Genomic DNA, 23,530 nt, shown 5'->3' on the forward strand with positions numbered 1-23,530 from the left:
CCTAGAACCTGAAGATCTTCAGCAGTTGGCGGCCGAATGCGGCCAGCAGCACGACGGCGGCGACAATGATCAGGCCGGGCAGGCTGGTCATCCACCAGGCACTGCCCAGGTACTGGCGGCCTTCGGAAATCAGCAGGCCCCATTCCGGCGTGGGCGGCGGTGCGCCGAAGCCGAGGAAGCCGAGTCCCGAAATCGCCAGGATGGCGGCGCCCAGGTCCACCGCCAGCAGCGACAGCACCGGTCCGGTGGCGTTGGGCAGGATGTGCCGGAGGACGACAGACCGGTAGGTGCCGCCGCTGAGGAAAGCGGCCTCGACGAAGTCCAGGTTGCGCACGCGCAGCACTTCCGACCGCACCACCCGGGCGAAGGAGGCGATGGAGGCAATGCCCACGCCGACTCCCAGCGAGATGGGGCCGGGTTCGAACGCGGTCACCACGATCAGCGAAATCAGGAAGCCCGGAACGGCCAGCAGGACGTCGACTAGGCGCATGGTCGCCGCGTCGGCGACACGCCCGGCGGTTGCGGCAACGAGGCCGATGACCGTTCCGGCGATCAGTCCGATCAGCACGGCGAGCCCGGCCGTGAGCAGGGTCTGCGAGGTGCCGTGAACGACCCGGGCGTAGATATCGCGCCCGAGATGGTCCGTACCGAACCAATGCTCTGCGCTGGGCGCCAGGAACTTCTCCGCACCGACGCCGGCAATCGGGTCGGCCGTAGTGAACAGGCCGGGAAACAGCGCCCAGCCGAGCACTAGGACCAGCGGCAGGGCGGTCAGCCACAGCCCGGTCCGGGCCGAGGGACGACGGCGGGCCGGTGCCGGCGCCGTCGTGGTTTGTGCGGAGGATGCCGCAGCGGGGTTTTCGAGATGCAAGGTCATGCGGGCTCGCTTCGGGTCAGACGGCCAGGGCGCGCGGGGAGCCCTGGCCGTTGGACTTGAGGATGCGCGGGTCAAGCAGCGGGTAGAGCAGGTCAACGGCCAGGTTCACCGCGACAAACACGCTGGCAGTCAGCAGCACGAGTCCCTGCACGAGCGGCACGTCCTGGGTGGTCACCGCCTGAAGTACGACGGCGCCGAGGCCCGAGCGGGCGAACACCGTCTCGGTGATGACCGAACCGGCCAGCAGCGTGCCGACAGTGATGCCGGTAATGGTCATGGCCGGGCCGCCCGCATTCTTCAGCGCGTGGCGGAAGAAGATCCAGGAGGCCGAGGCACCCTTGGCCCGCAGCACGTCGATGAACGGCTGGTTGTAGACAGTGTCGATGCTCTTGAGCAACACCTGCGCGATCGGTGCCGATACGTGCACGCCCAGCACGAACACCGGGACCGCCAGGGACAGGAAGGACCCGTCCGGGAACAGCGACATGACGCCCCAGCGGATGGACAGCAGTTCCAGCAGCACGAGCCCGAGCCAGAACACCGGCACAGCCGCGAAAAGCGGGGGCAGGTTCAGCACCACCTTCCGCAGCAGTGCCGAACGTGTCAGCGTGGCAACCACCACGACGGCCAGTGCCAGCACCACGGCGGTGGCAAAGGCGGAGAGGGCAAGGGCGATGGTGGAACCGACGACCCCGCTGATGCGCAGGGCCACCGGCTCCCCCGAAGCCAGGGAGTAACCAACGTCGCCGGTGAACAGGCCGCCCAGTTGGGCGAGGTACTGGACCAGCAGCGGCTGGTCGTAGCCGTACTGGCGTTTCATGTTGTCGATGGTGGCCTGGTCCACGGCGGAATCCGTGCTCAGGAAGATCGTCACCGGGTCGCTGGGCAGCAGCTGCACGGCGAGGAAGATGACGGTATAGGCCAGCCAGATGACAAGCAGTGCCTGCCCGATCCTTTGTGCGACGTAGCGTCCCATGATTGGCTACTCCGCGGTCTTCCAGGCGCCCTGGAAGATGGGCGCGGTACCGGAGGTGAACTCGACGTGCGCGCCGGAGTGCGCACCGTAGACCTGGACTTCATCCCAGAGAACGAGGGCCAGGGCCTTGTCCAACACCAGGGCCCGCTGTTCCTCGGCGACCAGTTCTTCGTGCTTGGCCTCATCTGCGGCGGCGCGCTCAGTGGCGAACAGCTCGTTGAGTTCATTGTCGGCGTCCAGCGTCTGCGTGTTGGTTTCGGGTCCGAAGACCGGTCCCAGGCCGCCGTAGGCGAACTGGCGCGTGCCGAAGAATTCGACCTTCGGATCCTGCAGCGCAGTGGCCAGGAAGGTGTTGTCGGCTGCACGGTTGACGAGCTTGACGCCGATCTCGCGCCACTGCTGTTCGATCAGTTCGAAGGCCGGTTTGATGACCACGGAGTTGTTCGAACTTGCTACCGTGACCTCGAGCTTCTTGCCGTCCTTTTCACGGATGCCGTCGGCACCGGCAACCCAGCCGGCCTCGTCCAGCAGCGACTTGGCCTTCTCCGGGTCATAGCCCAGGTCAGTCGAGAGGTCCACGAAGCCGGGGGCCTTGTGGTTCAGGATGGAGCCCGCAATCTGGTAGCTGTCCGAGAGCACGGTGTCCTTCAGCGCCTGCCGGTCGATGCCGACCTGCAGGGCCTGGCGGACCTTCTCGTCGGCGAGCTTGCCGCTGCCGATGCGCACGGCGGCCGTGTTGGCGGTCAGGTCGATGCCCTCGGCCGGCAGCACCTGGTTGCCGCCGGCCGCCACAGCAGCTTCGTCTGCCGGCTGCAGGCCGCGGACCAGGTCCACCTGGCCGCTCTGCACGGCACCGGCACGGTGCGCCACCTCAGGCAGGTACTTCACCACGACCTTGTCCAGGTAGGCCGCGCCCTGGTTTTCCGCCGTCTCAGGAGCCCAGGCGTAGTCCGGCCGCTTGGCCAGCACGAGTTCCTCGTCCGGCTTCTCCGATTCGAAGATGAAGGGGCCCGAGCCGGAGATCTTGGCGATGTCCGACTGGCCGGCATTGTCCAGCTCCAAGGTCTTCGGCGAGACCAACCCCGCGGCCACGGAAGACGTCGCGCGCAGGAAGTTCGCGTCAGCGCTCTTCAGCTGTACCTTTACGGTGTCCTCGTCGACGACCTCCGTGGACTTGTAGGCGGAGAAGTCGACGTTCGGCTGGATCTGGGCCTCCTCCAGGCCCTTCCCGAGGACGTCGAGGTTGGCTTTGACGGCCTCGGCATCCAGCGGAGTGCCGTCGCTGAAGCTCACGTCGGGGCGGATGTCGAAGGTGAACTCGGTGTTGTCCTCATTGCCGCTGAACTTCGTGGCAATCCACGGCACAAGCTTGCCCGATTCGGCGTCGAAGTAGGTCAGCCGGTCCAGCACACTGTTGAGCACATTCGCCTTCTCGTAGAAGCGTGCCGACTGGGTCTGGAAGTTGTTGATCGGCGCCACTTCGGCGTAGACCAAGGTGCCCCCTTGGACCGGCTGGCCGTTATCGGCGGCAGACTCCGCACCGCCACCGGAATTACCTCCGCAGGCGGTCAGCAGCAGCGCAGCTGCTGTCAGGAGAGCGGCGGCCCCGGCGCGCTTGCTGCCGCGGCGGGCAAGCGCCTTCTTGTATTCGATGGCCATGAAGGCTCCTCTCGGTCATTACCGAGGAACGCCATTTCACGCGGGAAGTCCGCCACGCACACGGAGCGAGGCAGGGACCAACGGGAAGATGTGGCTAACTCCATCGGTCCTGGCAGGAGCACCCTACGGAGCATGTCCTTCCGCGCTGCGCGCGGCCCTCGGACATGTCCCTTGTTATCGACGCGGACCAGGGGTGATCCGGCGTGACCAGGGTTGCTGCAGCTTCATAGAGCCAGGTCTCTCAGCTGCTCGGGATGGTTACGCGTTCCAGTGTGCGGGGCGGAGGGGCAGGCTGAAAATAGCCTGCGTCACAACTCGTCATGAAGGGACATGCCCTTGCCTGGCCTGCGGCTTTGTGCTGGAAATGCGGGATTGCGGCGGCAAGGGCCGGAACCCTAGAGGCCGAGGGCGGGGGCTTCGATCATGGGGCAGGTGTCCATGACGACGTCGAGCCCGGCGGCTTTGGCGCGTTCCGCGGCGGCTTCGTCGATGACGCCGAGCTGTAGCCAGACGGCTTTCGCTCCGGCCTCGATGGCCTGGTCCACGACGGGGCCGACCTTCTGCGAGTTGACGAAGCAGTTGACCACGTCGATGCCGCCGGGGATGTCAGCGAGCTTGCGGTACCCCCGCTGGCCGTGGACGTCTTCGCCCTTGAGGTTGACGGGGATGATGTCCATGCCCCGCTGGTCCAGCATGTACCGGGAGACGCCCAGCGCCACGCGGCGGGGATTGTTCGACAGGCCGACGACGGCCCAGCGGGCGGGCGTGGTGAGCAGCCGCTTGATGACTTCCGGATCGTTGACATGGCCCATGCGGCCAGCCTAGCGCCGGGCCGGGCCGCCGGACAGGGCGAGCCCCAACCCCAGCCCGCACCGGGGAATCGGCGCAGGCGCCTCCGTGCAAGGGAGAGCCGCGCGTGACCGGCGCCCGCACCGGAACCCGCCGCGCCGCCGTCGTTGTTGGATTTGCCAGAACGGGCCGCCATGACGTTGAGTAAGGGCATCCCATCCCGAGCGGCCGAGAGACCTGGATCGACGAAGCCGCAGCAACCGACCCGATGAGCGCCTTGACGGCCCTGCCACGGAACGGTGCTACCGCCAGGACCGATGGAAAGGCAGCTCAACGATGTCCCTGAACACCGACCACATCCGCGTCACCCACGCCGGTTCCCTGCCGCGGACGCCGGAACTAATCGCGGCCAACGAGGCGAAGGAAGCCGGCGGCATCACCGATGAATTCCGGCGGCTGCTCGCCGACTCGGTGGCCGACGTCGTCGAACGCCAGAAGAACCTCGGGATCGATATTCCGAACGACGGCGAGTACGGGCACACCATGTCCTCTTCCGTCGACTACGGGGCCTGGTGGAACTACTCCTTCGCCCGGCTCGGCGGCCTCGAGGCCACCGATGTGGACCGCTGGGCGGACACCGAGGTGCACCGTTCCTCGCCCGGCAACATCGTGCTGACCACCTTCACGGACCGGCGCGACCGGGTGAAGTTCAACGACGCCTACACCGACCCGTCCTCCGGGATCCTGGCGCACCGGAAGTCCGTCAAGCAGCCCAAGATCGCTGGCCCGCTGACGTATACCGGGCAGGATCTCGTCGCCTCGGACGTCGAAAACCTGAAGAAGGGCCTGGCCGCGGCGGGGCTTGAAGAGGGGTTCGTGGCGGCCCTTTCCCCCGGCTCCTGCGCCCGGATCGCCAACGACTACTACAAGACGGACGAGGAACTGGTCTACGCCTGCGCCGACGCGATGCGCGAGGAGTACAAGGCGATCATCGACGCCGGCCTCACCGTGCAGCTCGACGACCCGTCACTCGCGGAGAGCTGGGACCAGATCAATCCGGAGCCGGCGCTGGAGGACTACCTGAAGTTCATCCAGCTGCGGGTCGAGGCCACCAACTGGGCGCTGCGGGACCTGCCGGCGGAGCAAATCCGGCTGCACGTCTGCTGGGGCTCCTGGCACGGCCCGCACACCACGGACATCCCGTTCGCGGACATCATCGGCTCCGTCCTGCAGATCAACGCCGGGGCCTACTCCTTCGAGGCGGCCAACGTCCGGCACGAGCACGAGTGGCGGGTCTGGGAAGACACCAAGCTGCCCGAGGGCAAGTCGATCATTCCGGGCGTGGTCTCGCATGCGACGAACGTGGTGGAGCACCCGGAGCTGGTGGCGGACCGGATCGAGCGCTTCGCCCAGCTGGTGGGACGCGAGTCCGTCATCGCGTCGACCGACTGCGGCCTGGGCGGGCGGGTGCATCCGCAGATCGCCGTCGCCAAGCTCGAAGCGCTCGGTGAAGGCGCGCGAATCGCCACCCGCCGGCTCTGGGGCTGACCGGCTGCGCCCCATCCGGCGTCCGGCCGGCCTTTGTTGGCAGGCCTTTGTTACGGCGGATGAGGCGCGGGTTTGCCGAAAGCCGACCTAAGGCGGTTCAATGGGCTTGACCATCCCGAGCGGCTGAGAGACCTGGCTCTACGACGCCGCAGCAACCCTGGTCGCCGGAGTTCTGCCGTGAACGCCGGTGATATCGAGGTTCATCGCCGAAGGCCGGTGCATCCGCACCGAAGGCGTGATCCGTAGGGTGCTACTGCCAGGATCGATGGAGTGATCCCTTGACTGCTTTGGCATCTTCTGCACGCCCCGCGGCCGCCGCATCCTCGCAGGCACGCCGTCCCGACCTGTCGTCCGCCCTGCCGGTGTCCTTCCGCGGGCTGCGCCGCACCTTCGGCACCGGCGGCTCCGCACACACCGTCCTGCGCGACATCGATTTCGAGGTGGAACGCGGCGAGGTCCTGGCCATCCTCGGCCCGAGCGGCTGCGGCAAGTCCACCCTCCTGCGCGCCACCGCGGGCCTGGACGCCCCGAGCGCCGGCACCGTCAACATCGGTACGACGCCGGTCCAGGGCATCGATCCGCGCTGCGCCTTTGCGTTCCAGGAGCCGAGGCTGCTCCCCTGGCACACGCTGCAGGCCAACGTGGCCATCGGCCTGCCGAAGTCCGCGAGCGCCAAGGACGGCAAGGCCAAGGTCGCCCGGCTGCTGGAACTGGTGGGCCTGGACAAGTTCGCCAAGCACCGGCCGCGCGAGGTTTCCGGAGGCATGGCCCAGCGTGCCTCGCTGGCCCGGGCGCTGGCCCGCAACCCGGGCGTGCTGCTGCTGGACGAGCCCTTCGGCGCGCTCGATGCCCTGACGCGGATCAAGATGCAGGACCTGCTGCTCGACATCCACGCCGCCGAGCCGACTACGGTCCTGCTGGTGACGCACGACGTCGACGAGGCGCTCCAGCTGGCCGACCGCATCGTCGTCCTCGGCAAGGAAACCGGACGCGAAGGCGACGGCGCCACGATCGTGCGCACCGTCGTCGTACCCGGTGAACGCCCGAGGGACCGCGGCTCGGCCGAACTCGCGCGAATGCGCAGCTCCCTGCTGGAAAGCCTCGGCGTCGAGGGCAACTAGCCCCGCCCCGGGCCGCGCCGGCGAACGCCGCACCCGACCAAACCTCTTGAACCTCCTGCTGACCCTGCAGCGCCCTCTCCTGCGCTGCGCCCGATCCGAAGGACCTGACATGTCGATCTCCCGCCGATTCACCCGCCATTCCCTGCTCGGCGCGGCCGCCGTCGCCGCCTCCGCTTCACTCGCCCTGACCGGCTGCGTCGCAGGCGAGGACTCTGAGGCCAGCGCCGGGGGCTCCGCCGCCGCGAGCGACGGCGTGCTGAACATCGACTTCGCCACCTACAACCCGCTGAGCCTGGTCATCAAGGAAAAGGGCTGGCTGGAGGCCACCCTCGCCGACCAGGGCGTCGAGGTGAACTGGGTGCAGTCCGCCGGGTCCAACAAGGCCAACGAGGCTCTGCGCTCCGGCGCCATCGACGTCGGCTCCACCGCGGGCTCCGCGGCGCTGCTGGCCCGCGCCAACGGCTCGCCGATCCAGGCCATCAGCCTGTACTCGCAGCCGGAATGGGCCGCGCTGGTCACGCTGCCGGACTCGGGCATCGACTCGGTGGAGGACCTGAAGGGCAAGTCCGTGGCCGCGACCAAGGGCACCGACCCCTACTTCTTCCTGCTGCAGTCGCTGGAGGAGGCCGGGCTGTCGCAGGACGACGTGACCGTGCAGAACCTGCAGCACGCGGACGGCCTGACCGCCCTGAACAACGGCTCCGTGGACGCCTGGTCCGGGCTGGACCCGATCATGGCCGGCGCGGAGAAGGACGGCGCGAAGCTGTTCTACCGGAACCTCGACTTCAACACCTACGGCTTCCTGAACGCGACCGAGAGCTTCCTCAAGGAAGACCCGGAGGTGGCGCAGACCGTGGTGAACGCGTACGAGAAGGCCCGCGCCTGGGCGTCCGAGAACCCCGAAGAGACCGCGCAAATCCTCGCCGACGTGGCCGGGCTGGACCCCGAGGTTGCGACGAAGGTCATCACCGAGCGCAGCAACCTGGATGTCGATCCGGTGCCGGGCGAGACGCAGCGGGCCGTGCTGGAGAAGATCGGCCCGGCCTTCGTGGAGACCGGCGATGTGGCCAGCCAGAAGCAGATCGACGACGCGCTCGGCTCCCTCCTCAATAACTCGCTGGTGAAGGCGGCCGATCCGGCCGCGATCAAGGAATCCTGATGACGCATCCCGGGAATCCTGATCTCACCGGCAACAGTGTTACGCCCACGAGCGCGCAGGGCCTCGCGGCCACCGGCGTGGACGTAACCACCGCAGGCGCCGCCCAGCCGCCCGCCCCTGATCAGGGCGGCCACACCCCGGCAAACGGATGGTCCCCGGCCGGAGTGCTGGACAAGGGCTGGGCGCGCCTGCTGCTTGGACTGCTCCTGCCGGCGGCGCTGATCGGCGCCTGGCAGTGGAGCACGTCGGCAGGACTTTTCAGTGTAGTGCAGCTGCCGCCGCCGGCCATGGTGTTCGAGGCGGCCGCGGACCTGATCCAGCGCGGCGAACTGGGCAAGCATGTGGCCATTTCGACGCAGCGCGTGCTCATCGGCTTCGGGCTCGGGGCCGGGCTTGGCCTGGCGTTCGGCGCTCTCGTGGGCCTGTCCCGTGTGGCGGACGTGCTGCTGGCGCCGACCATCGGCGCCCTGCGGGCCGTGCCGTCGCTGGCCTGGGTTCCGCTGCTGATCCTCTGGATGAAGATCGGCGAGGACTCAAAGGTCACGCTGATCATGATCGGCGCGTTCTTCCCCGTCTTCACCACCGTGTCGCTGGCCCTGCGCCACGTGGACCGCAACTTGGTGGAGGCCGGGCGGGCCTTCGGCCTCAAGGGACTGAAGCTGCTGACCACGGTCCAGCTCCCCGCCGTCGTTCCTTCGGTCTTTTCCGGACTTCGGCTGGCGCTGGCGCAGGCCTGGCTGTTCCTGGTGGCCGCGGAACTCATCGCGTCGTCGATGGGCCTGGGCTTCCTGCTGACGGATTCACAGAACAACGGCCGGACGGACCGGCTGCTGCTGGCGATCGTGCTGCTGGCAGTCATCGGCAAGATTACTGACGCCCTGCTGGGTGTCGCGGAGAAATGGGCAGTAAAACGATGGGCATAAGCATCACTGAAGAGAGCTCGGTCATCGCCTGGCCGGAGCCGCAGACCGAAGACGAGCGGATCGCGTTCTGGGAGGACGCCGCGCGGCGCCTGGAGTGGGCCGAGCCGTGGCACACCGCGCACTCAGCCACCCCGGTGGATGTCGAGGCGCGTCGCGGCCCCGAGCTGCGCTGGTTCGACGGCGGCAAGCTCAATGCCGCGGTCAACTGCGCGGACCGGCACGTGGCGGCAGGCCGGGGCGACAAGGTGGCGCTGCACTTCGAGGGCGAGCCGGGCGACCGCCGCACGGTGACCTACCGCGAGCTGCAGGAGCTGGTCTCCCAGGCCGCGAACGCGCTGCTGGCCCTGGGCGTCGGCAAGGGCGACCGGGTGGTCGTCTACCTGCCCGTGCTGGTGGAAACCGTGGTCATCACGCTGGCCTGCGCCCGGATCGGCGCGGTGCACTCGTTGGTCTTCGGCGGGTTCTCCGCCGAAGCGCTGCGCTTCCGCGTCGAGGACACCGGCGCGAAGCTGCTGGTCACCACGGACGGCCAGTTCCGCCGCGGGACCGCCGTGCCGGTGAAGGACAACGCGGACGCCGCCGTGTCCGGCGAGAACTCGATCGAGCACGTGCTGGTGCTGCGCCGCACGGGCAGCGACATCGCCTGGACCGAGGGCCGCGACGTGTGGTGGCACGACGTCGTCGACACCCAGCCGCGCGTCCACGAGGCCGAGGCCTTCGATGCCGAGACGCCGCTGTTCATCATGTACACCTCCGGCACCACCGGCCAGCCGAAGGGCCTGGTCCATACCACCGGGGGCTACCTGACCCAGGCCTCCTTCAGCCACGAGTACCTCTTCTCCAACCCGGACCCGGCGCAGCGCGACGCCGACGTCCACTGGTGCACGGCCGACCTGGCCTGGGTCACCGCGCACACCTACGAGATCTACGGGCCGCTGTCCAACGGCGTCACTCAGGTCATCTACGAGGGCGTGCCCAACGCCCCGCACCCCGGCCGCCACTTCGAGATCATCCAGCGCTACGGCGTCACCAGCTACTACACGGCGCCCACGCTGGTCCGTTCGCTGATGGGCTGGTTCCCGGAGGGCATTCCGGCCGAGTACGACCTCAGCTCGGTGCGTCTGTGCGGCACCGTGGGCGAGGCCGTGAACCCGGAGGCGTGGCGCTGGCTGCGCACCCAGGTCGGGCGCGATTCGCTGGTACCCGGCCAGCCGTCGTCGGGCGTTCCCATGGTGGACACCTGGTGGCAGTCCGAAACCGGCGCCACCATCCTGTCGCCGCGGCAGACGGACGCCTCGTTCAAGGCCGGCTGCGCCACCCGCGCGCTGCCGGGCGTGGCCACGGACATTGTCGACGACGGCGGTGCCCGGGTGGGTGCCAACGTGCAGGGCAACATTGTGGTCACCAGGACCGGCCCCTCGATGGCCCGGACCGTGTGGGGCAACCCGGAGCGCTACTTCACCAGCTACTGGGAGAAGTACGCCGCCCAGGGCTGGTTCCTCGCGGGCGACGGCGCGCGCTTCGACGAGGACGGCGACACCTGGATCCTCGGCCGGACGGACGACGTCATCAACATCTCCGGGCACCGGCTGTCCACCATCGAGATCGAGTCGGCCCTGGTCTCCCACCCCGCCGTGGTGGAGGCCGGCGTGTGCCCGACCCACGACGCGAAGACCGGCCACGCCGCCACTGCGTTCGTGGTGCCGCTGGACAAGTCGCTGATCGCCGCCTCGGTCGCGGCGGACCCGACGCCGGAGCAGGCGGCAGCGATCGCGGAACTGCGGGCCCACGTGTCGACCCAGATCGGGCCGATCGCCAAGCCCCGCGACGTCGTCTTTGTGCCCGACGTGCCGAAGACCCGCAGCGGCAAGATCATGCGCCGGCTGCTGACCCAGCTGTTCGAGGGCACCGCCCTGGGCGACACCACCAGCCTGCAGAACGAACCCTGCATCGCGGACATCAAGCAGATCTGCACCCGGTAGGCCGCCGGGTCCGGGCCGCCCGCCCGGACCCGGCCCCGCGCACCTGACCCCGCACCTTAGCCCTCACCTGACCCCGGCACCGGGCCGGTAGCGTGCACCGCGTACACCTTTAGCCTTCAAGCAAAACAAACGCCCTCGCCAGCGCGGCGCTTGAAGCCTAAAGCTGTACGGGAGGAGCTAATCCTGTACAGCGCCGCACGCTTTTCCACAGCAGCAGCCATCAGCCGAGCGAATCTCCGCCCCATCCCCCATGCTCGGTACATGGATCCCGTTTCCCATCTTCGGCTCCTCGGCGGTACGGCGCGGGTAGGTGACTTGCTGGCGGCCGGCCACTCCAAAGCTTCCCTTCATCGGTCCGTTGCTGATGGCCGCGTCCTCCGCATCCGGCCGGGACTACTGACTCTGCCGGACAGCGACCCTCTTGTCCGCCACGCAGTCTCCAACAACGGCCTCGTCTCCTGCGCCTCGGCGGTCAAGGAACTGGGATTGTGGGGCCTCAGGGATCCCCAACAGCCGCATATCTGGGTCCCGCACGGACGCCCCGTCGACCGCTTCGGAGAGGGAGGCAGCACCGTCGAGACCGTCCGGCACCGGGGAACGCTGGTCGGTAACAAGCGTCCCGGCATCTTTGCGCCCGTCCTCGACGTTGTACTGCACGCGCTCAGATGCCGCCCGCCCTTGGAGGCGCTGGTGATTGCGGAATCTGCTGTCGTCAAGCGCAAGCTCCGGCGGCAGGACCTGCTGAACCATCTGCCCGGGCCACGGAACGGGCCGTTCCGGGCACTGCTCGGGAAGATCGATCCAGCCGCTGAATCGCCTTTGGAAACCATTGCCCGGGAACTCTTCCACAACGTGGGGTTGCGGGCTGAACCGCAGGTTCACATCGAAGGGGTCGGCCGGGTGGACCTGCTGATCGAGGGGCGCGTCATCGTGGAACTGGACGGCTTCGACTTTCATTGGTCAAGGCAAATGTTCCGGAAGGACAGGCGCCGCAACAACGCCGCCATGCTCAGCGGACACCAGACCTTGCGTTATCTCTATGAAGATCTCGTGTTCGAGCCAGACACCGTGGTGGCTCAAGTCCTCAGCCTGGCGCGACAAGCGGCCTGAATGTACAGCTTCTGTCCACCCTGCCCGTCTTTACGCTTCAAGTAATCCACTGACCTGCACGTTTACGAAGCTTGACGCCTAAAGCAGTACAGGAGCGCCGGGGCCCGCGACCGGGCACCGGGCGGGGCCGGGATCGGGATCGGGCCGGGGCATTCGGCGAAAGCGGGGCGGTGGCGCGATGGGCGGCCATGGGAGGTGCGGCGGCGCGGGTGCGACGGCGGCGTTCGGGGAATTCCCGGCGGGGCGCAATGCGGCTCAACATTCTTTGAACCGCGCCGGTCGGGCTGGCAGAATGGCAGGGACCATCCCGAGCGGCTGAGAGATCTGGCTCTTTGACGCCGCAGCAACCCTCCGGACTTCCCCGTCCCGGAAAGGTGCTACCGCCAGAAGCGATGGAGAGAGCGCAAGCAATCTTTGATCCGGATGGCGTCGGCCGTTCGGCAGGCGCCTGATGGACCGTCATTGCCCGGGATTCCCGTTCACGCGCTTTATGCGCCGACCATCAAGGAATTCGCCATGAGCACGACCGTCAACACCACCGTGGCCAACTTCGAAACCCCGCTGAAGTTCGCCTACTGGGTCCCCAACGTCTCCGGCGGCCTCGTCGTCTCCACGATCGAGCAGCGCACCAGCTGGGACTTCGACTACAACAAGAAGCTCGCCCGCATCGCGGAGAACTCCGGCTTCGAGTACGCCCTGACCCAGACCCGCTACGCCGCCAGCTACGGCGCGGACAAGCAGCATGAGGCCACCAGCTTCTCCCTCGCCCTGCTCGGCGCCACCGAGCGGCTGAACATCATCTCCGCGGTACACCCCGGTATGTGGCACCCCGGCGTCCTCGCCAAGTTCATCATCACCGCGGACCACATCTCCGGCGGCCGCGCAGCCGTGAACATCGTCTCCGGCTGGCTCAAGGACGAATTCATCAACTTCGGCCTCGAGTGGCTCGAGCACGATGAGCGCTACGTCCGCACCGAGGAGTTCATCAACGTCCTCCGCGGCCTGTGGACCGAACAGAACTACAGCCAGTCCGGCAAGTACTACAACATCAAGGACTTCACCCTGAACCCGGCGCCGGTGGACGTTCCCGGCCGGCCGCATCCGGAGATCTTCTTCGGCGGCAACTCCACCGCGGCCCAGGCCGCCGCCGGCCGCACCGCCGACTGGTACTTCTCCAACGGCAAGGACCTCGAGGGCTTCAAGGACAACATTGCCGGAGTCCGCGCCGCCGCTGCCACCGTCAACCGCACCCCGAAGTTCGGCCTCAACGGCTTCGTCATCGCCCGCGGCAGCGAAGCGGAAGCCCGTGACACCCTGCGCGAGATCGTCGAGAAGGCGCACCGCCCCGCCGTCGAAGGTTTCGCCGCCGCGGTCAAGGAAGCCGGCCAGTCCACCAAGGACGGCAAGGGCATGTGGGCGGATTCTACGTTCGAGGACCTCATCCAGTACAACGACGGCTTCAAGACCGGACTCATTGGTACGCCCGAGCAGATCGCCGAACGTATTGTTGAGTTCAAGAAGATCGGCGTGAACCTCATGCTGACCGCCTACCTGCACTTCCAGGAGGAAGTCGAGGCGTTCGGCCGCGATGTACTGCCGATCGTCCGCGAACTCGAGGCGGATCTCGCACGCGCCAACGGCACCGAGCTCAACACGGCGCTGCTGCCCGCCACCAACTTCGAAGGAGCTGCCCTCTAAATGGCTGAACGCACATTCGGCTTCCGCACCCGGGCCCTGCACGCCGGGGGAACCCCCGACGCCGAGCACGGCGCCCGCGCGGTGCCCATCTACCAGTCCACGTCCTTCGTCTTCAAGGACACGGACGACGCCGCCAACCTCTTTGCGCTGCAGAAGTACGGCAACATCTACTCCCGTATCGGCAACCCCACGGTTGCCGCGTTCGAGGAGCGGATCGCCTCGCTCGAGGGCGGGATCGGTGCGGTCGCCACGTCGTCGGGCATGGCCGCCGAGTTCATCACCTTCGCAGCGCTGGCCGGCGCCGGGGACCACATCGTGGCCTCCTCGAAGCTGTACGGCGGCACCATCACCCAGCTGGACGTCACCCTGCGCCGCTTCGGCGTGGACACCACGTTCATCGACAGCACGGACCCGGCTGACTTCGCCGCGGCCATCGGCGAGAACACCAAGGCCGTCTACACCGAGATCGTGGCGAACCCGTCCGGCGACATCGCGGACCTTGAGGGACTGGCCAAGGTAGCGCACGACGCCGGCATTCCGCTGGTCGTGGACGCAACCTTGAGCACGCCGTACCTGATCCGCCCGATCGAACATGGCGCCGACATCGTCATCCATTCCGCCACCAAGTTCCTCGGCGGGCACGGCACCACCCTCGGCGGCGTCGTCGTCGAGTCCGGCCGGTTCAACTGGGGCAACGGCAAGTTCCCGCAGATGACCGAGCCGGTGCCGAGCTACGGCAACGTCTCCTGGTGGGGCAACTTCGGCGAGTACGGCTTCCTCACGAAGCTGCGCTCGGAGCAGCTGCGCGACATCGGCCCGTCGCTCTCCGCCCAGTCCGCGTTCCAGCTGCTGCAGGGCGTGGAAACGCTGCCCCAGCGGATGGACGAGCACCTGGCCAACGCCCGCCGGGTGGCCGAATGGCTTGAAGCGGACGAGCGGGTCTCCTGGGTCAACTACGCCGGGCTCCCCTCGCACCCGCACCACGAACGCGGCAGGAAGTACCTGCCGCAGGGCGTCGGCTCCGTCTTCTCCTTCGGCGTGAAGGGCGGGCGGGTGGCCGGCCAGAAGTTCATCGAGTCGCTGCAGCTGGCCTCCCACCTGGCCAACATCGGCGACGCCCGCACGCTGGTCCTGCACCCGGGTTCCACGACCCACCAGCAGCTGACCGCCGACCAGATGGTCGCCGCCGGCGTGCCCGAGGACCTGATCCGCATCTCGGTCGGCCTGGAGGACGTCGAAGACATCCTGTGGGACCTGGACCAGGCCCTGGCCGAGTCCCAGCAGGCCGGCGCCGAGCACGGCCCCAGCCGCGACCACGAGGACGATGTCTTCGACACCTCCGAGTTCGCGTCGCCGACCTACGCCGGCGAGTCCTGCACCGTCCCCGCGGCCCGAGCCGCCCGTACGGAGCCCGGGACCCGAGTGGTCGAGTCCGTCGAGGAGCTCGTCGAAGCCGAAGAAGGAGCTGCAAAGTGAGCGTTTCCGCACCAGAGCGCACCTGGGTCGGGCCGTCCGCCCCCGAGCGCCTGAACATCCTGCGCAACACCAAGTCCATCGCGATCGTGGGCGCGTCGGACAAGCCCAGCCGCGCCAGCTACTTCGTGGCGACCTACCTGCTCTCGTCGAGCAAGTACAAGGTCTACTTCGTCAATCCGGTGGCCAAGGAGATCCTCGGCCAGCCGGTGTACAAGTCGCTGGCCGACCTGCCTGAGGTACCCGATCTGGTGGATGTCTTCCGCAAGCACGACGACCTGCCCGGCGTGCTGGAGGAAACCCTCGCCGTCGGCGCCCAGACCATCTGGCTACAGCTCGGTTCCTGGCACGAGGAGGTCGCCGCCAAGGCCGAGGAGGCCGGGCTCAACGTGGTGATGGACCGCTGCGTCAAGATCGAGCACGCCCGCTTCCACGGCGGACTGCATCTGGCTGGCTTCGACACCGGCGTGATCTCGTCCAAGCGCCAGCTCACGGCATAGGACCCGCCAAACCGGCAGCGAGGGCCGGCATCCCCAACCCGGGGGTGCCGGCCCTCCCCCATTTCAAGGCTTTTACCAAGGTCTCCTAGGGACCATGGATCGGGCCAGGGCAATGAACGATTAATCCGGTCGCGTGCTGTGGCTCGCAGTTGAGGCCAAGGGGTCTTCGATGTTTACTCGCCGCACCAAGGGGAAGCGGGCGGATGCGCGGGGGCGCAGATTATCCGTCCGTGAGAGCAGCACGCCGGGTACCGGCCAAAAGAACAGCAGGGCAGGCAGCCGCAGCGTCGCAGGCGCGCTGGCCCTCGTCCTGACCACATCGCTGGGGATGCCCGCACTCGCCGGCCCGGCCCACGCCGTCGTTGGCCAGGGATTCACGGTCACGCCGTCCGACCTGGCGTTCATCCTCAAGCAAATCAAGATTTCCGAGGCCCATGTGGCCAATACGACGTCGGCCACGGGTCCCTGCGGGGCGCTGCTTGGCCTCGAGGTCAACCAGGTTCCGGGCGCGCTCGTGTCGTACGGCCTGCGCACGGTCGACGGTTCCTGTAACAACCTCCAGCAGGACCGCGAGGACTACGGCGCCGCCAACCGGGCCTTCCCGCGGCTGGCAGAGGCCGAGTTCCGGAAGGCGGAGGATTCCCAGTCACCGCGGGTATCCGCCAGCGCCGACCCGGGCTACGCCTCCAAGAACGACGTCTGGGATTCCCAGCCACGCGTGATCAGCAACCTCGTCGTGGACCAGACGGCCACCAATCCCGCGGCCGTCAACGCCGCGGGTTTCCCGGTGCGCAGCCAGGGCAACGAAGGAGTTGTCCCCTGCATTTCGCAGCCGACCGAGACCGAACCCGGCGCGCCGGAGGGCTGCGTCCCGGCCGGTGAAACCCTCTTCATTCCCAACATCACTACCGACGTCGGACTTTCCCCTCCGTACAACGGCCTCTTCACGCTGTTCGGCCAGTTCTTCGACCATGGCCTCGACCTGGTCAACAAGTCCGGCGGCACCGTCTACGTTCCGCTGAAGAACGATGATCCGCTGATCCCGGGCCGCGACGGCCAGCTGGGCACCGCGGACGATCTGCCGCCCCAGCTGCGGTTCATGGCCGTGACCCGCGCCACAAACCAGCCGGGCCCGGACGGCGAGATGGGAACCGCCGACGACGTCCAGGAAGCGACCAACCGGACCAACCCTTACGTTGACCAGTCGCAGACCTACGCCTCGCACCCGGCGCATCAGGTCTTCCTGCGCAGCTACACCGCCAACGCGGAAGGCAAGCCGGTTGCCAACGGCGAGCTGCTCACCTCGGCCGACGGCGGCATGGGAACCTGGGAACTGCTGAAGAAGCAGGCGGCGGAACGGCTGGGCCTGCGCCTGGTGGACTCGGACGTCCTCAGCATCCCGGCAATCCTGACCGACCCGTACGGCAAGTTCGTCCCGGGGCCGAACGGCCTGCCCCAGTACGTCACCTCCACCGGCCTGGTCGAGGGCAACCTGGCCGATCCGGTGCCGGCGCCGGCCAACGTGGAACGGGTCAATGAGTCCTTCCTGGACGACATTGCCCACAGCGCCGTGCCTAATCCCGGCCTGGCTGCGGATCCGGACACCGCCATCACTCCGGCTACCCAGCGGCAGCCCGCAGGCACGTACGACGACGAGATGCTGAACAGCCACTTCGTCGCCGGTGACGGCCGCGTCAACGAGAACATCGGCCTCACGATGATCCACCAGGTGTTCCATTCCGAGCACAACCGGCTAGTCGATGACATCCAACGGGTCCTGACCGAGGACGCCGCCGCTTCCTCGCGCGGCGCGGCAGCCCTAGAGGAATGGAAGCTCGCCGCCGGCGCCGACGGCTGGAACGGCGAGCGGCTCTTCCAGGCCGCCCGCTTTATCACCGAGATGGAATACCAGCATCTGGCCTTCGAAGAGTTCGCCCGCAAGGTACAGCCGCTCATCGAGCCCTTCTCCGGCTACCACGACGACGTGGATCCGGCCATCACCGCCGAGTTCGCGCACGCAGTGTACCGGTTCGGCCACTCCATGCTGACGGACACCATTTCCCGCACCAACGAGGATGGCTCCCCGAACGACATCTCGCTGCTGGAGGGCTTCCTCAACCCGCCTTCGTACACCGACGGCGGCAGCGCCGGGGAACTTAACTCCCACCAGGCTGCAGGTGCCATCGCCATGGGCATGTCCAACCAGGTCGGCAACGAGATGGACGAATTCGTCACCGAAACACTGCGCAGCAACCTGCTCGGCCTGCCGCTCGACCTGGCCGCCATCAACATGGCCAGGGCCCGCGAGACCGGCGTCCCGTCGCTGAACAACCTGCGCAAGCAGCTGCACGCCAAGACCAACGACAGCCAGCTCACCCCGTACACGAGCTGGACCGACTTTGGGCTCAACATCAAACACCCCAAGTCCCTGGTCAACTTTGTCGCGGCGTACGGCACGCATGAGAGCATCACCTCGAAGTCCGCCCTGGCCGACAAGCGGGCGGCTGCACAGCTGCTCGTCGACCCGCCCCTCGAGACTCCGGCCGAGTCCATCCCAGCCGATGCCGAAGACTTCATGACTGCCTCCGGCACGTGGGAAGGCCAAGCCACCGGCCTCGACGAGGTGGACCTCTGGATGGGCGGCCTCGCCGAGCGCACCAACCTGTTCGGCGGCCTGCTCGGTTCCACGTTCAACTACGTGTTCGAGAAGCAGATGACCGACCTCCAGAACGGCGACCGGTTCTACTACCTCATCCGCACTCCCGGCATGAACCTGTTCTCGCAGCTGGAGGGCAACTCCTTCGCAGAGATGATCATGCGCAACACCACCGCGCACTCGATCACCGCGGACGCGTTCTCCACCGCCGACTGCAAGTTCCAGCTGGGCAACCTCGCCGGAACCGGCAGCAGCATCGCAGACGATGCGGGGTCGGAGTGCAACGAGACCGAGCTGCTGATCCGCATGCCGGACGGCACCATCCGGTACCGCACCACCAACTCCGTCGATCCGGCCGGCATCAACGGCCAGAGCGTCTTCAACGGCACGGACAACACCGACCGGACCTGGGGCGGTGTGGACAACGACACCTTCTGGGGCGGCCCCGGCAACGACCGCATCGAGGGCAATGACGGTGCCGACACCGCGCTCGGTGGCGAGGGCAACGACATCATCACCGACAGCGCCGGCGACGACGTCCCCAAGGGCGGTCCGGGCAACGACGCCATCGACTCCGGTCCCGGACTCGACATCCTGCTCGGCGGCGACGGCCACGACCTGATGAACGGCGGCGCCAACATGAACGAGCACTTCGCCGGCAACGGAAATGACCTGATCATCGCCGGCGGCGGCGCGGACACCGTGTTCGCCGACTCCGGCGACGACTGGCTCGAAGGCGGAGACGGAGCCGACCTGCTGCAGGGCGACTCCGGCGCACCCTTCTTCGACGATCCGAACAAGCCCGGCCATGACGTGATCAGCGGCCAGAACGGCGACGACGACTACGATGCTGAAGGCGGCGACGACATCATGATGGCCGGCCCGGGCATCGAGCGGAACGCCGGTGCTGCCGGCTTCGACTGGACCAGCTACCAGCTCGATGCGCTTCCCGCGGACTCGGACCTGGACCTGAAGCTGCTGGGCGTACCGCTCCCCGTCGATGTGCTGCGCGACCGGCACGGAGAGGTCGAGGCCTCCTCGGGCGGCACCAGGAACGACATCCTGCGCGGCGACTCCGTGGTGCCCCGGCTGGCCGCAGCCGAGGGAGCCTCCGGCAGCAACTGGCTGGATGAAGCCGGCGTGAACCGGATCGCCGGACTCCGCGAGCTGCTTCCGGACGGCGCAGCCACCGGCAACACCGTCTGGGGTGAAGGCAACATCCTCCTCGGCGGCGGCGGCAGCGACACCCTTGAGGGCCGCGGCGCCGACGACATCCTCGACGGCGACAAGTACCTGAACGTCCGGCTGAGCGTCCGCACGGACCGTGACGATCCCGCCACCGAGATCGGCACCGCCACCTCGCTGTCCAAGCCGTACCTGGCCAACAGCAACGAGACCATCCAGCAGGCGGTTTTCGCCGGCAAGGTGGACCCGGGCAACATCGTCATCGTGCGGGAAATCCTCGACGGCGGCGCCTCCGGTGACTCCGACGTCGCAGTCTTCTCCGACGTACAGGGTAACTACACCGTCACCACCACCCCGGCCGGCGCCGAACTCGGCGCTCCCGGCAGTGTCACCACCGTGACCCACAACGACGGCGGCGACGCCGGCGACGATGGCGTGGTCACCGGCGACGGAACGGACACCCTGCGCAACATTGAGAAGCTGGTCTTCGCCGATACCCAGGCTCCGGCCGCTCCGACGGCAGTCACCGCCGCGGGTGCCAACGCCTCGGCCACGGTCAGCTGGTCGGCCCCGGCCGGCTCCTCGATCACGGGCTTCGAAGTCCGCGTCGTGGACGGCCAGGACAACCAGGTCGGCCTGCTCCGGCCGGCCGAGGCGGGAGCAACCTCGCTGCTGGTCGATGGGCTGACCAACGGAACGGCCTACCGCTTCCAGGTCCGCGCTGTGAACGAGGTTGGGCCCGGCGCCTACTCGGCCTTCAGCACGGCGGTCACCCCGGCCCCGGTGGTCCCGGCTGCTCCGGCCATCGGCGCGGTCAGCCGCGGCGATCTGCAGGCCACGGTCAACTGGACCGCCCCGGCGGACAACGGCGGCGCTGCCATCAGCAGCTTCGTCATCCGCGTGGTCGATGCAGCGAACAACCAGGTCGGCGAAACCCGCACAGCCGCCGCCGGTGCCACCAGCCTGGCCGTGACGGACCTGCCGGCCGGCAGCAGTCTGCGGTTCCAGGTCGCGGCGGTCAACGACGTCGGACAAGGCGCATTCTCGGCTATGTCCGACGCCGTGACCCCGGTGGAAACCGTGGCGCCGACCATTACGGACCGTGCTCCCACAGCAGCAGCCACGGATGTCGCAGTGGACGCCACGGTCGCCGTCACCTTCAGCGAATCGGTCAATGGCGTCGAGGCCGAAACCCTGGTCCTGCGGAATGCAGCCACCAACGAAACCGTCGAGGCGGCCGTCAGCTATGACGAGACGACCATGACGGCGCTGCTCGACCCGGTCGCCGACCTGACTGCCGGCACCGAGTACGAGGTGACCATCACCGGCGGCGCCAGCGCCGTCCGGGACGCCTTCGACAACGCTCTCGGCACCGACAGCTGGAGGTTCACGACGGCCGACGCGGTTCCTGCCACCACCCTCCTGAAGGACGTCGACTTCACGGGCGACGATGCTGCGGACGTCGTGGCGCGGGACGGCCAGGGACGCCTCTGGCTCTACCCGGGCAACGGCACCGGCGGCCTCGACAACCGGACCCTCATGGGCCGCAGCGGCTGGAACGCCATGTCCGCCATCACCAGCACCGGCGACTTCAACGGCGACGGCGACGCCGACGTCATCGCGAAGGACCGGGTGGGAACCGGACAGCTGTGGCTCTACCCAGGCAACGGCACCGGCGGCCTCAAGTCGCGGATCAAGATCGGCGGCAGCGGCTGGAACACCATGAATCATCTGTTCAGCGGCGGCGACATGAACGGTGACGGCACCACGGACCTCATGGCCCGTGACGCCAGCGGCAAGCTCTGGACCTACCCGGGCACCGGAACCGGTCGGCTCAAGGCACGGATCATCACCGGGTCGAGCGGTTGGAACTCGGTCACGGCCCTTCTGAGCCCAGGCGATTTCGACGGCGACGACCGTTCGGATATCCTGGCCCGCACCAGCGACGGGCGGCTCTGGCTCTACCCCGGCACGGGGAACGCCAAACTGAGCAGCCGCAGCCAGGTAGGCACCGGCTGGAACGGCATGGCCAGCATCTTCAGCCCCGGCGACCTCACCGGCGACCACAACCCCGACGTTGTCTCAAGCCACAGGGACGGACGCCTGCTGCTCTACCCGGGCAACGGCACCGGCGGCTGGCAGGGTTCAACGGTCATCGGCACCAGCGGCTGGACGGCGATGAGCATCCTGTTCTAGCCGCCGCACCGCCAGAGGCCAGGCTCCGAAGCTCCCGGGCCTGGCCTCTTGGCTGCCCGGCCGCGGGTACGGCGTTGTACAGCATTTACCCCTGCTGCCCTTCTTTAGCCTTCAACCACCGCCCTGACCTGCACGTTTACGGAACTTGAAGCCTAAAGCTGTGCAGAGTGGTCGGGTCCGGTCCTGCCTCTGGGCGGCGGCCGGCCCTGGGCTCCCCCGAACCTAGTCCGTCGGCTCCTCGGTGGCCTTCGTCTTCAACTGGCCAGAGGCGTCGTCGGCCTTCTTCTTGACCTGCCCGGGGGCGTCGTCGGCCTTCTTCAACTGCCCCGGAGCATCCTTGGCCTTCTCCTTCAGCTGCTCGGGTGCCTGGGCGGTTTTGCCGGGCGGGTTGACGGTGATGCGTTCCGGGGCGCGATCGGTGTCCTCGACCTTGTCCTCCGCCTGCTCCAGGAGCTCGTCCTTCTTGGCCTGGCCCGGGACCAGTTGGCCGTTGCCGGGCGCGACGCCGGTGCGGGAGGCGGAATCGTCCGATCGTCCGGCGTCCTCTGCAGCCTCACCGGGGACACGCCTGGCGTCCTCCGCAGCCTTGTTGGCCGCAGCCGCCTTCTTCGCAGCGGCGGCCTTCGCAGCATCCGCAGCCCTCGCCGCGGCCGCCTTCTTCGCCTCATCCGCCCGGTCCGCTGCCGGGTCGTCCTTCACATCGGCCGCCGGTGTCGTTGCCGGCGCCGCCGGGCCGCCCGCGTCCCGCGTGGCCTCCGGCACAGGCGCACCCGCGGAATTTCCGCCGTCGTTCTGTTCCTCCGCCTGCACACCGGGCTGCACCAGGACCACGGCACCGTCCACAGCGTCCTGCAGGGTGTGTCGGAAGTCCGGGCTGACGGCCGCGACGGTGCCGACCCCAAGCCCCATGGACGCGGCGACGACCACTCCGAGCAGCGCGCCGCGCCTCCTGCGCCGGCGCAGCGGCACGACGTTGGAGCCGAAGAGCGCGGACAGCTCGGCGGAGGGAGCCGGTGCGGGGCCGTTTCCCAGGTCGCGCAGCGAAGCCAGGGCGCGGGCGAGTGCGGGGTCGTCCCCGCCTCCGGACAACAACGCGTCCAGCTCGTCCTCGGGCTGCCTGTTCATCGTGCTTCTCCTACTTGGCTGTCCATGACCAGTTCCTTCAATTTCGCCAACGCCCTGCGCTGCAGCTGCTTGACCGAGCCCTCGGACCGGCCCATGATGCGGGCGACCTGTTCGATGGGCAGGTCCGCGATGATCCGCAGCGACAGGACCTCCCGCTGGTCCGGGTTCAGCGCCCCCAGCAGCCATTCAGTGTCCCCGCCGAGGCCGGCGAGTGCCAGCTGCTCGGCGGACTCGCTGGTCCGCAGGTCCATGTCCGGGTCGTATTCGGCCACGTGCGGCTGGCGGGCCCGCTTGCGCGAGGCGTCGACCGCCCTGGCGTGGGCCACCGAGAACGTGAAGGTCCGCAAGCCCTCAACGCCTCCGGTCACGCTGTCCAGCTTCCGGAAGACGGTCAGGAAGACGTCCTGGGTGGTGCCCTCCGGATCCTCGAGCCCCTTGGTTCTCAGGTAGCCAAGGACTTGGGGCGCCAGGCTGCGGTAGATCTTCTCGGCCGCGGGGCCGCTTCCGGCAACGGCTGTTGACAGGTCGTCGTCTGTCAACATGGCGTCCACGG

Annotated in this window: 16 protein-coding genes and 3 riboswitches; of the genes, 10 read left to right on the forward strand and 6 right to left on the reverse strand. The window is 67.9% G+C overall.

The window, feature by feature from the left end:
- Window position 1: 1 nt before the first annotated feature.
- The 4 genes from AHIS1636_RS12345 to AHIS1636_RS12360 form a co-directional block, all read right to left on the reverse strand.
- The gene (locus tag AHIS1636_RS12345; protein WP_264796136.1) at window positions 2–877 is read right to left on the reverse strand and encodes an ABC transporter permease; all 876 of its coding nucleotides are present in this window, start codon (window positions 875–877) and stop codon (window positions 2–4) included.
- A 16-nt stretch (window positions 878–893) separates the two neighbouring features.
- On the reverse strand, window positions 894–1,853 hold the full coding sequence (locus AHIS1636_RS12350; protein WP_264796137.1) for an ABC transporter permease: 960 nt from the start codon (window positions 1,851–1,853) through the stop codon (window positions 894–896).
- A 6-nt stretch (window positions 1,854–1,859) separates the two neighbouring features.
- Window positions 1,860–3,512 carry an ABC transporter substrate-binding protein gene (locus AHIS1636_RS12355; RefSeq protein ID WP_264796138.1) on the reverse strand — a complete coding sequence of 551 codons (1,653 nt, stop codon included), beginning with the start codon at window positions 3,510–3,512 and terminating at the stop codon, window positions 1,860–1,862.
- A 395-nt stretch (window positions 3,513–3,907) separates the two neighbouring features.
- Window positions 3,908–4,324 (reverse strand): CoA-binding protein, encoded by a 417-nt coding sequence (locus AHIS1636_RS12360; RefSeq protein WP_264796139.1) that lies wholly within the window; start codon window positions 4,322–4,324, stop codon window positions 3,908–3,910.
- A gap of 189 nt (window positions 4,325–4,513) precedes the next feature.
- Window positions 4,514–4,625: riboswitch (SAM riboswitch) on the forward strand.
- 12 nt (window positions 4,626–4,637) lie between these two features.
- Between AHIS1636_RS12360 and AHIS1636_RS12365 the strand changes: the two genes are divergently transcribed.
- From AHIS1636_RS12365 to AHIS1636_RS12410, 10 genes are all read left to right on the forward strand, one after another.
- Window positions 4,638–5,849 carry a cobalamin-independent methionine synthase II family protein gene (locus tag AHIS1636_RS12365; RefSeq protein WP_264796140.1) on the forward strand — a complete coding sequence of 404 codons (1,212 nt, stop codon included), beginning with the start codon at window positions 4,638–4,640 and terminating at the stop codon, window positions 5,847–5,849.
- 107 nt (window positions 5,850–5,956) lie between these two features.
- Window positions 5,957–6,121, forward strand: a riboswitch (SAM riboswitch).
- Window positions 6,122–6,136: 15 nt separating this feature from the next.
- A complete protein-coding gene (locus AHIS1636_RS12370) occupies window positions 6,137–6,970 on the forward strand; it encodes an ABC transporter ATP-binding protein (RefSeq protein WP_264796237.1) in 834 nt (277 codons plus the stop codon).
- A gap of 109 nt (window positions 6,971–7,079) precedes the next feature.
- Window positions 7,080–8,129, forward strand: a complete 1,050-nt coding sequence (locus AHIS1636_RS12375) for an aliphatic sulfonate ABC transporter substrate-binding protein (protein WP_264796141.1) — start codon at window positions 7,080–7,082, stop codon at window positions 8,127–8,129.
- Window positions 8,129–9,052: an ABC transporter permease gene (locus AHIS1636_RS12380; protein WP_264796142.1), complete on the forward strand. Its 924-nt coding sequence runs from the start codon at window positions 8,129–8,131 to the stop codon at window positions 9,050–9,052. Before AHIS1636_RS12375 ends, AHIS1636_RS12380 begins: the two co-directional genes overlap by 1 nt.
- Entirely contained in the window at window positions 9,028–11,034 is a 2,007-nt protein-coding gene (acs, locus tag AHIS1636_RS12385; RefSeq protein ID WP_373875838.1) for an acetate--CoA ligase, read from the forward strand. Before AHIS1636_RS12380 ends, acs begins: the two co-directional genes overlap by 25 nt.
- A 261-nt stretch (window positions 11,035–11,295) precedes the next feature.
- A complete protein-coding gene (locus AHIS1636_RS12390; protein ID WP_264796143.1) occupies window positions 11,296–12,144 on the forward strand; it encodes a DUF559 domain-containing protein in 849 nt (282 codons plus the stop codon).
- Between the two features lie 299 nt (window positions 12,145–12,443).
- Window positions 12,444–12,543, forward strand: a riboswitch (SAM riboswitch).
- 117 nt (window positions 12,544–12,660) lie between these two features.
- The gene (gene sfnG, locus AHIS1636_RS12395; protein ID WP_264796144.1) at window positions 12,661–13,842 is read left to right on the forward strand and encodes a dimethylsulfone monooxygenase SfnG; all 1,182 of its coding nucleotides are present in this window, start codon (window positions 12,661–12,663) and stop codon (window positions 13,840–13,842) included.
- Complete coding sequence (locus AHIS1636_RS12400) at window positions 13,843–15,318, forward strand: O-acetylhomoserine aminocarboxypropyltransferase/cysteine synthase family protein (protein ID WP_264796145.1); 1,476 nt, start codon at window positions 13,843–13,845, stop codon at window positions 15,316–15,318.
- The gene (locus AHIS1636_RS12405; protein ID WP_264796146.1) at window positions 15,315–15,815 is read left to right on the forward strand and encodes a CoA-binding protein; all 501 of its coding nucleotides are present in this window, start codon (window positions 15,315–15,317) and stop codon (window positions 15,813–15,815) included. The genes AHIS1636_RS12400 and AHIS1636_RS12405 overlap by 4 nt, the downstream gene beginning before the upstream one ends.
- A 169-nt stretch (window positions 15,816–15,984) precedes the next feature.
- Window positions 15,985–21,852: a peroxidase family protein gene (locus AHIS1636_RS12410; RefSeq protein ID WP_264796147.1), complete on the forward strand. Its 5,868-nt coding sequence runs from the start codon at window positions 15,985–15,987 to the stop codon at window positions 21,850–21,852.
- A 222-nt stretch (window positions 21,853–22,074) separates the two neighbouring features.
- On the opposite strand, the gene AHIS1636_RS12415 is transcribed toward AHIS1636_RS12410, so the two are convergent.
- Together AHIS1636_RS12415 and AHIS1636_RS12420 are read right to left on the reverse strand one after the other, a co-directional pair.
- Window positions 22,075–22,977 carry a hypothetical protein gene (locus AHIS1636_RS12415; RefSeq protein WP_264796148.1) on the reverse strand — a complete coding sequence of 301 codons (903 nt, stop codon included), beginning with the start codon at window positions 22,975–22,977 and terminating at the stop codon, window positions 22,075–22,077.
- Complete coding sequence (locus AHIS1636_RS12420; RefSeq protein ID WP_264796239.1) at window positions 22,974–23,519, reverse strand: RNA polymerase sigma factor; 546 nt, start codon at window positions 23,517–23,519, stop codon at window positions 22,974–22,976. Before AHIS1636_RS12420 ends, AHIS1636_RS12415 begins: the two co-directional genes overlap by 4 nt.
- Window positions 23,520–23,530: the final 11 nt, after the last annotated feature.

This window comes from Arthrobacter mangrovi, assembly GCF_026011795.1.
In the GTDB taxonomy this organism is placed as follows: Bacteria; Actinomycetota; Actinomycetes; order Actinomycetales; family Micrococcaceae; genus Crystallibacter; species Crystallibacter mangrovi.

Coding starts and splice junctions, on each gene's coding strand:
- AHIS1636_RS12410 (WP_264796147.1), top strand. CDS start 15,985: ATGTTTACTCGCCGCACCAAGGGGAAGCGGGCGGATGCGCGGGGGCGC.
- AHIS1636_RS12355 (WP_264796138.1), bottom strand. CDS start 3,512: ATGGCCATCGAATACAAGAAGGCGCTTGCCCGCCGCGGCAGCAAGCGC.
- AHIS1636_RS12345 (WP_264796136.1), bottom strand. CDS start 877: ATGACCTTGCATCTCGAAAACCCCGCTGCGGCATCCTCCGCACAAACC.
- AHIS1636_RS12375 (WP_264796141.1), top strand. CDS start 7,080: ATGTCGATCTCCCGCCGATTCACCCGCCATTCCCTGCTCGGCGCGGCC.
- AHIS1636_RS12390 (WP_264796143.1), top strand. CDS start 11,296: ATGGATCCCGTTTCCCATCTTCGGCTCCTCGGCGGTACGGCGCGGGTA.
- AHIS1636_RS12360 (WP_264796139.1), bottom strand. CDS start 4,324: ATGGGCCATGTCAACGATCCGGAAGTCATCAAGCGGCTGCTCACCACG.
- AHIS1636_RS12380 (WP_264796142.1), top strand. CDS start 8,129: ATGACGCATCCCGGGAATCCTGATCTCACCGGCAACAGTGTTACGCCC.
- AHIS1636_RS12400 (WP_264796145.1), top strand. CDS start 13,843: ATGGCTGAACGCACATTCGGCTTCCGCACCCGGGCCCTGCACGCCGGG.
- sfnG (WP_264796144.1), top strand. CDS start 12,661: ATGAGCACGACCGTCAACACCACCGTGGCCAACTTCGAAACCCCGCTG.
- AHIS1636_RS12365 (WP_264796140.1), top strand. CDS start 4,638: ATGTCCCTGAACACCGACCACATCCGCGTCACCCACGCCGGTTCCCTG.
- AHIS1636_RS12415 (WP_264796148.1), bottom strand. CDS start 22,977: ATGAACAGGCAGCCCGAGGACGAGCTGGACGCGTTGTTGTCCGGAGGC.
- AHIS1636_RS12350 (WP_264796137.1), bottom strand. CDS start 1,853: ATGGGACGCTACGTCGCACAAAGGATCGGGCAGGCACTGCTTGTCATC.
- acs (WP_373875838.1), top strand. CDS start 9,028: ATGGGCAGTAAAACGATGGGCATAAGCATCACTGAAGAGAGCTCGGTC.
- AHIS1636_RS12420 (WP_264796239.1), bottom strand. CDS start 23,519: ATGTTGACAGACGACGACCTGTCAACAGCCGTTGCCGGAAGCGGCCCC.